Below are 7,585 nucleotides of genomic sequence, written 5' to 3' on the forward strand. Positions count from 1 at the left end.
AAGGGAGCAAAAAACACTGCAACTAAAGCCACAAAAACAGCCTCCAATATGGGGTGGTGGGGCTTTTTAGGAAGTCTCATAGGCGCCATTATTTCCAGTGTTTTTGGCTACTACGGTTATAGAAGCCGTAAGGACACTTTCATGCTTTAAAACGTCTACCTGTCTACCTTTAAAGCAAATACATAAAAAGCTGCACGCATAGTGCAGCTTTTTTGCAAAATTTTCTTGATTTTTGTATGCTTTTCAACACAACAAGAATTTTCAAAATCCACGTGAAGCTTTTATAATCGTGAGAAACAAGCTGCAAAATAAAAGATTTTTTTCAATAATTCTATTTTTTTATGTTTTTCCTTTAAAAAACTTCTTAAATGAAGTGTTGACTCCATCGATTATATATATATGCCATTACAGCATAACAAATATGCGACTCTTGCTCTATTTTTTCCATTTAAGCCAAACGAATTTCGCAAAAAAATATTCCTCTACGATCAACAACTTTTCTCAATATGGAAACCATATCAATCTTACATCTCATGTAAGAGAGAGCATTATGCGGTTAACATTTCATCCACACACAATATGAGAGAATAAGTTGAATTCTCTGATACAAAGGGAATACCAACCTACCAAATTATCTATTCTCAACAAAGCAACACTCTCACCACTTCAATACCAGTATTTTAGTTTGAATATACGAACACAATTTACATTCTAGATTAAATGTATCAAATAAATAATGAACATAAAATCTATGAATAAACAATGGTTTAACTTTACATGCTTCAAACAAAGGACAAAATTCTATAATCATGTGTTATTAAATTTTTTTTTGTAAATATTTTATACAGATATCAAAAATCGTACCATTGCTTTCAATACAAGAAACCGACATAAAAAATTTCATATTGAATGACCAAAATAGTCTTTTACAAATTGCGATATTAGAGCAAAAACTTCATTGGCTAATTATACGAAAAAATAAAATAGAAAATGCATTTTAATAAATATAAAAGCAAATTGTTTTATAAAAGAATATGACAAAAACTGATAAATCAATTTATGATCATGTTATTTATGATTCAGATATTGAGTTCAGTTTTGCACAATCGTTTGAAAAAAACGATGAGATTAAAGTTTATGCGCAACTGCCTAAATGGTTTAAAATTGATACACCTCTTGGATCATATACTCCCGATAGGGCTGTATTACTCGAGCAAGATGGGCAAGGAAAACTGTATTTTGTTGTGGAAAGCAAAGGAAGTATTTTCGAAGACATGTTGTGCGATCTGGAAAAAGCAAAAATCCATTGCGGTCATGAACATTTCAAAGCTTTAGGAGAAAATACCCAATATATTGTTTCTGATAATTATGAAACTTTTATCGATCAAGCAATTCAAAAAGATACCACAACAACTTGAAAAAATATTTGGGCTATGGAAACAACCCTCCCCTGTTGTTTATAAAATGCACCTTTTTCCTACTCTATAATTTACAAGCCCTTCCTTATAACCGATTTTAATTTTTATTAAACAATCAAGAGATTGTCGAATATTTTCCAGAAAGGGCTGCACATTTAAGAAAAGAAAATTATAAACTATTGAGAATACATTTGACACCTAAACAATCATTTAAGCATAAAAAATGATATATAAACAAACATTGGATTTTTAAGTCAATAATTTGATTTATAAAGATTTTCACATTTTTCATGTTAAATAATAAATGCAAATGGAGCAGGCATGCACGTCTCGTGTAGGTTCTGCTTTTGCTCTCATGCAAAGTGAATTGACAGAAAACAGACTCCTCGATAAACTCATCAAAATCAGCTTAACTGATGGCTTCATTTTGGAGGAAGAGGGGTTTGTACACAAGAGAAGCATTTGGGGACCATCAGCACTTCCAATCACATTCATTCCAATATCAAAACCGCAGACATCACAAACATGTGTTAATTTTTTAAAGTCTGTGAATGGGGCGGGACCCATATCTAAAAGAATATCAACAGGGGGCATAATAATGCAAAAGGTAGATTCCTATACAAAAACAGAAAGGTATGTCATATATACCGTCATTATTTCCAGCATACTTCCTCTGCTGGACGGGAGCATTGTCAATGTCATCCTTCCTAACCTTGCGCATTATTTTTCAGTCGGAGAAAATAATATACAATGGGTTGTAACATCCTATTTTCTCGCCACCGTTCCAGGGCTGCTAATGGCCGCTTTTGTGCAAGGAAGAATAGGTATCAAAAGCACTTGGCTTCTTGCAAGCTTCATTTTTATGCTTGGATCACTGGGGGTAGGATTAAGCTATAATTTTCCAACTATTATATCTGCCCGTATCGTTCAAGGTTTTGGGACCGGTCTTTTGCTGCCCCTTAGCCAAACCATCATTGCCTTACAATTTGGACAGACACGAGTGCGCCAAGCCATGAGCACCATAGCTGTACCAACAGTTTTCGCTCCTGCCTTTGGTCCGCTGGTAGGCGCCTCGCTTGCTCAGTATGTGTCTTGGCGTTTGTTATTTTTTATCAATATTCCGCTTATTTTATTGGCACTCACCCTTGGAGCTAAACATTTAAAGAGCAACGAAACAACAAAAACAAAATTTAACTTATTTGCTTTTTTAGCGTTTTCCATCTCCCTTCTTTCGTTTTTTTATCTCACAGAAGCCAGAAATATCAATAACCACAACACCCTCTTTATCCTAGCGCTTATAGCCGTGATATCTCTCATATTATTCATTGTTTCTAATCAGAAAGCAAAAAACAAATTAATCGTCTTTAGCGGATTTCAAAATGCGCGCTATACATTGCTCATGATCATGGGGCTCGTTGCTTCATTTCTTTTTTATAGCTTCCTCGTTTATTTCCCACTAGCCGTTGCCATGGGAGGAAACTATGAAAAGAGCCTTCTCATCATCGGTGCCCTCCTTGCTCTGCAAGGAGTGGGTGCGTGGATTGGCAGGAAATTTATTTACCAAAAATGGAAAGAAAAATCTCCCTTTTTCATGATAGGAATTGGTTTAGTGATATCAAGCTTTGGGTTATTATGCTTCGGCTATAATATAAGCATGGATGGACTGGGATTCTTGCTAAGAGGCATAGGACTTGGCATCGCCACCATTGTCTGCCTTTCCGCCCCCATCCAATATGTCAACAGTTTATACGTCAAAGATACAGCCGTTATCACACGCATATTACAGCAAATAGGTGGTGCCTTAGGGGGTATATTCGCTGGCTTTTTGATCCATTCGCTGACAGAAGAATCCCTGTCCTTAAACCAAACATATATCGTATTCTTCATATTCTCTATCGCTGCATTTTTACTGTTTTGCCTAGCCCTCCTCTTATCGCGTAAAGAGAAGAATTTTGATTTATGATATGCTTTATTTGAACACCCTATCCATAACATTGGCAATGGCATATAAAATCATACAGCATTTAGCACTTTTCGAGAAACCAACACACTGAGACATTGAACACAGCCTTCATCATTTTTATGAAAGAACACTAAACCGATAAGCTCCTTAAGCTCTAAAATTGATCACCTCCAGTAACGTACGGTGTTTGTAATTTTATGATACCTCTGTGCTTTTAAATCCCTCTAAAAACCTCTTGAAATATGGGATTTTCTGATCAGACCTTTGCAAAGATCCACGAAATTAAGCACGCGTTTCAATGCGGAATAGTTCCATAAATGCGCTAACAGACGCCCTACAGAACCAGCATAGAATATAGAACCCACAATGCCCCCAAATGCTGACCATCTTCTGGCACGCATCGCGATGCAAAAAATCGCACTGTATTGCAAACTTGATAATGTTATTCGCCCCTTTTCAAAGTCATTGAATCACTATGCTTTCATAACAGCAATAGGTCCAAATGAAACTGAAGCGACAAAAACAGCTGGTAAAGCAGCATCTTCTCTCCATTTCATTGTTAACTGTTATAAGAAATTTCCCCCACTTTAATAAAAAATCCCTCTCTCATTGAGAGGGAAATTTTAAAAACATTGAAAATCATAAAGCATGATGACAGACAGCAAACCATCTCTAAAAAGACTGTTTCTTGATTTTCACAGCGTACTCTTAGATTTCTCTAACATTTTCCTGTCTTTAAATTTTCCTTATAAGTTTTACGGACAAAAGAAGCTTTTCAGAACTCTTTTACACATAACTTCATTGCTTCAAGCTCCCTTACAGACACGATAAACGTTTATATTTCCATCTACCAAGTATGCGAGCTTCACAGCGGATATAATGAAAACAGTCTTTTTATAGAAAACCGTAAGCTTTAACGGAATAAACGAGATTTTAAACTAGCCTCCCGCATTACTCTATACCGGTTATGCAAATAAAGAGCGCCATCTACTTTTTCTGACAAGCAAAGAACACACACAACATTTAGTAACATGCCATTATTGAAATTCTTGTCACAAAACCTTCCGTTCAGGGATTATGCGCATTGCCTACTTCCTTCTCTCCAATAAACAATCTGCCAATAAAGAATGCTATTGCAGTTACGATAATACAAAATTATACTTCTGTTCTCATTCTATATTTTTCCAATTATCACGCATTATTCACCCCCTTCACTGTTATAACAATGAAAGGAAAAAAATTAAAACACAATATGGCATTTCTCTTTCACAAATCTTATATAAGCCACAAAATTGTTGCGCGACTTTCTAAGCAAGGTCAAGCAATAAAATTATATTCTAACAACCACTCCACATACCACTTTTTGATATTATAAAGCCATAAAATGCAATTATCATCTCCGCAAACAATATCTCAGAAAAACAAAATCCCTTCTGCAATCATTGGACTACTCCCTCCAATGTTTGCGCACCATTATACGCATAACGAGTTAGATGACTTGTTTATTGCATCATTTGCTCCTCCTGAAATTCCAGAAGGTACAAAAATCCAAAAAGTTAAAGCGTGGCTACGTGCAATCAATTCTCAATGCGAAGAACCACTTGAATTCCTTGGTAACCTGCTTAGTGATTTTATGGAAAAAGAATATTATGATCCAGACCCTACCGGATTGAATTCATCGTTATACAAAAAAACTCTACAGTTAAAAGAAGATCAACGTAAAATTTTAGAAACGTTAAAGAAAGATGGATTGGAATATCAGCGTGGAGGGTATATTATCAAAGCAGGTCTTCTTTCTATAAAAGAGCTACAAAACCGTATTGCAGAGAAAGGACTTTCAGCAGTAGAAATCGAAATAAATAGGGCATTAGAAAATATAGAAAAAGATCCAAGGGAGGCCGTTCTATTTGCAGCAAATCTGTTGGAAGCCTCTTGCAAAGCTTATCTCGACCACCATTCTATCCCATATGCAGAAAACGCCCGTAATAATCTGCCCGCTTTATGGGAAGAAGTCGTTAAGAAAGCTAAGATCCATCCCGAAGATATGAAGCAAGAAAACTTAAAAAATCAAGATCTAGATGAAAATGACTTAAAAATGATCGCATCCGGTCTGTATCAAATTGTGCGCGGTACTATAAAGTTAAGAAACAAGAAAGGTGCAGCGCACGGCCGCTCAGAAAAGGATTTTGAACTAATCAATCTCAAGCCTCGCCATGCGCGTTTAACTTTTAATGCCGCCCATTCTCTCTCAATTTATATTTTAGAGCTCATGGATCAGCCATAATAAAAACCATATCACGACTACCAGCATTTTCTTGTGCCATTTTTAATGCTTTTTAGGCATTAAAGGGGAGTGGCTGCTTCTACCCCTACAAAACCAAATATTTCTATAGCATGACAGAATGAGTAATCACACCACCCTATAGTTCTCCTTTTCCCCGCGTTTCTAGGCTCCGCTTCTAAAGTCAGTGGCAATTTCTGTAAATGCAAAAGCCGCCCTTAAGGATGGCGAATGAGGATGGTGCAAAAGTATTGCCTTGATTATTTTTTTTAAGAACAAACTAGCTAGTGTACTATTTTTGGAAAGCTCTCGTGCAGAAATATTATGATGGAGAAGCTAGTCATTATGATAAAAACACAAGTCTTAACTCCGTAAAGAGAGAAAATATGAGCTTAGATTTAATTCCTACAAAGCCTTTATGCGCGTAAATTACATACCTATACGTTCTTCCCCTACCCTACTACTTAATTTTATAATAAGGCAGCTCCTTATAAAAAACAGCACTATTCTTACATACCATAGCCATTTTCTCTTTACAGGCTTTCTGCTATCAACATAACGCTTTACCCTCTTAAAACACTGTTTGCAAAAGGTTTGCATCATTACAATGATCATAGGCATAGGCTTGCTACCCCAAAAAGCTTGCTAGGTAAAAATCCGCCTTAGTATTTAGTGGTATAGATAGTTTGGAGGTCAAGGAATTGTTTGCAGTTTTTTGTTATAAAAAGTTAGCAGATTGTTTTGAGGATGACGATATACAGGCTACACATAGGACAAAGGGAGAGATGATATTAAAATCCAAGAGAATCTGAGTTTAGATCTAATTTCTACAAAGCCTTTATGCGCGTAAATTACATACCTATACGTTCTTCCCCTACCTTACTTAATCTTATAATAAGGCAGCTCCGTATAAAAAACGGCACTATTCTTACATACCATAGCCATTTTCTCTTTACAGGCTTTCTGCTATCAACATAATGCTTTACCCTCTTAAAACACTATTTGCAAAAAGTTGGCATCATCACAATGATCATAGGCATAGGCTCGCTACCCCAAAAAGCTTTCTAGGTAAAAATCCCCCTTAGTATTTAGTGGTATAGATAGTTTGGAGTTCAAGGAATTGTGTACAGTTTTTTGTTGCAAAAAGTTGCAGATTGTTTTGAGGATGAAGATATACAGGTACACATAGAACAAAGGGAGGGATGATATAAGAGCCAAGAGAATCTGAGTTTAGATTTAGCCTTGAGCGCCCCTTTAAGTGCGTGGCATTACGTAGCTTATACGTTCTTCCCCTACCCATTTTGCTTCCGAAGGTGCATGATGATTAGTAGGCATGCCCCTAGTTCTTATTTGGTTTTTGTACGTGGGAAGAGTTTCGAGTGATTAGCATTTTACTCCATGCGTTTACGCGTTACACTTGTCTTTTCCTGCTTTTATTTTCAGAGATTGGTGATATTTTTGTTTTGCAGTACTAAGAAGAGCTTTTAGATTTATCGTTTTAGAGAGAAGAAAGCATTCTCTCCCTGCCTCTGCCTGCCACTGCTTCATTAGTGGCATGCCCTTTATTAGTCCCTATTGCATTCTTTTATGAGATGAGAAGGCATCCGATCCAGTTTCAAAGCCGCTCCTAGGTCTTGGTAGTTTTACGGGCGACTAGTTTTTCTAGTTTTTTTGATGAGTTTCTATGAGAAAAGTGTAGCAGGAAGGGGAACTTATGTATGTAAATTACTGACTTTTCCTAGTAGAGGGGGAAGTTTGAGTAAAGAGTTATTCTATAACATTTTTCATGACGTAGATTTTTATATTTTCACGCAATACTATGGGTGTATTGTCATGTTTAGAGATCATTTGATTTTTATGGGAGTATTAGTTTTGGAACTTTGGTTGCGGGGGCAGGATTTGAACCTGCGGCCTTCAGGTTAT

General features: G+C 36.3%; 5 protein-coding genes and 1 pseudogene. 5 read left to right on the forward strand and 1 reads right to left on the reverse strand.

What is annotated here, in order from left to right; translation table 11 throughout:
* Together ACFINY_RS08985 and ACFINY_RS08990 are read left to right on the forward strand one after the other, a co-directional pair.
* A pseudogene (locus ACFINY_RS08985) lies at window positions 1–150 on the forward strand (DUF3792 domain-containing protein); the annotation flags it as partial.
* 884 nt (window positions 151–1,034) lie between these two features.
* Window positions 1,035–1,418 carry a hypothetical protein gene (locus ACFINY_RS08990; RefSeq protein ID WP_375638862.1) on the forward strand — a complete coding sequence of 128 codons (384 nt, stop codon included), beginning with the start codon at window positions 1,035–1,037 and terminating at the stop codon, window positions 1,416–1,418.
* Between the two features lie 288 nt (window positions 1,419–1,706).
* On the opposite strand, the gene ACFINY_RS08995 is transcribed toward ACFINY_RS08990, so the two are convergent.
* Window positions 1,707–2,012, reverse strand: a complete 306-nt coding sequence (locus tag ACFINY_RS08995; RefSeq protein ID WP_375701022.1) for a hypothetical protein — start codon at window positions 2,010–2,012, stop codon at window positions 1,707–1,709.
* A 4-nt stretch (window positions 2,013–2,016) separates the two neighbouring features.
* On the opposite strand from ACFINY_RS08995, the gene ACFINY_RS09000 reads away from it, so the two are divergent.
* From ACFINY_RS09000 to ACFINY_RS09010, 3 genes are all read left to right on the forward strand, one after another.
* Entirely contained in the window at window positions 2,017–3,381 is a 1,365-nt protein-coding gene (locus tag ACFINY_RS09000; protein WP_375701023.1) for an MFS transporter, read from the forward strand.
* A gap of 366 nt (window positions 3,382–3,747) precedes the next feature.
* Window positions 3,748–3,972: a hypothetical protein gene (locus ACFINY_RS09005; RefSeq protein WP_375681542.1), complete on the forward strand. Its 225-nt coding sequence runs from the start codon at window positions 3,748–3,750 to the stop codon at window positions 3,970–3,972.
* Between the two features lie 793 nt (window positions 3,973–4,765).
* Window positions 4,766–5,665 (forward strand): abortive infection family protein, encoded by a 900-nt coding sequence (locus ACFINY_RS09010; protein WP_375701024.1) that lies wholly within the window; start codon window positions 4,766–4,768, stop codon window positions 5,663–5,665.
* Window positions 5,666–7,585: the final 1,920 nt, after the last annotated feature.

It is taken from the genome of Bartonella sp. AA23NXGY, from assembly GCF_042197165.1.
Classification (GTDB): Bacteria; Pseudomonadota; Alphaproteobacteria; order Rhizobiales; family Rhizobiaceae; genus Bartonella.

What these genes read in the sequence shown, in the direction of transcription:
- ACFINY_RS09000 (WP_375701023.1), top strand. Translation starts at nt 2,017, where the DNA reads ATGCAAAAGGTAGATTCCTATACAAAAACAGAAAGGTATGTCATATAT.
- ACFINY_RS08990 (WP_375638862.1), top strand. Translation starts at nt 1,035, where the DNA reads ATGACAAAAACTGATAAATCAATTTATGATCATGTTATTTATGATTCA.
- ACFINY_RS09005 (WP_375681542.1), top strand. Translation starts at nt 3,748, where the DNA reads ATGCCCCCAAATGCTGACCATCTTCTGGCACGCATCGCGATGCAAAAA.
- ACFINY_RS09010 (WP_375701024.1), top strand. Translation starts at nt 4,766, where the DNA reads ATGCAATTATCATCTCCGCAAACAATATCTCAGAAAAACAAAATCCCT.
- ACFINY_RS08995 (WP_375701022.1), bottom strand. Translation starts at nt 2,012, where the DNA reads ATGCCCCCTGTTGATATTCTTTTAGATATGGGTCCCGCCCCATTCACA.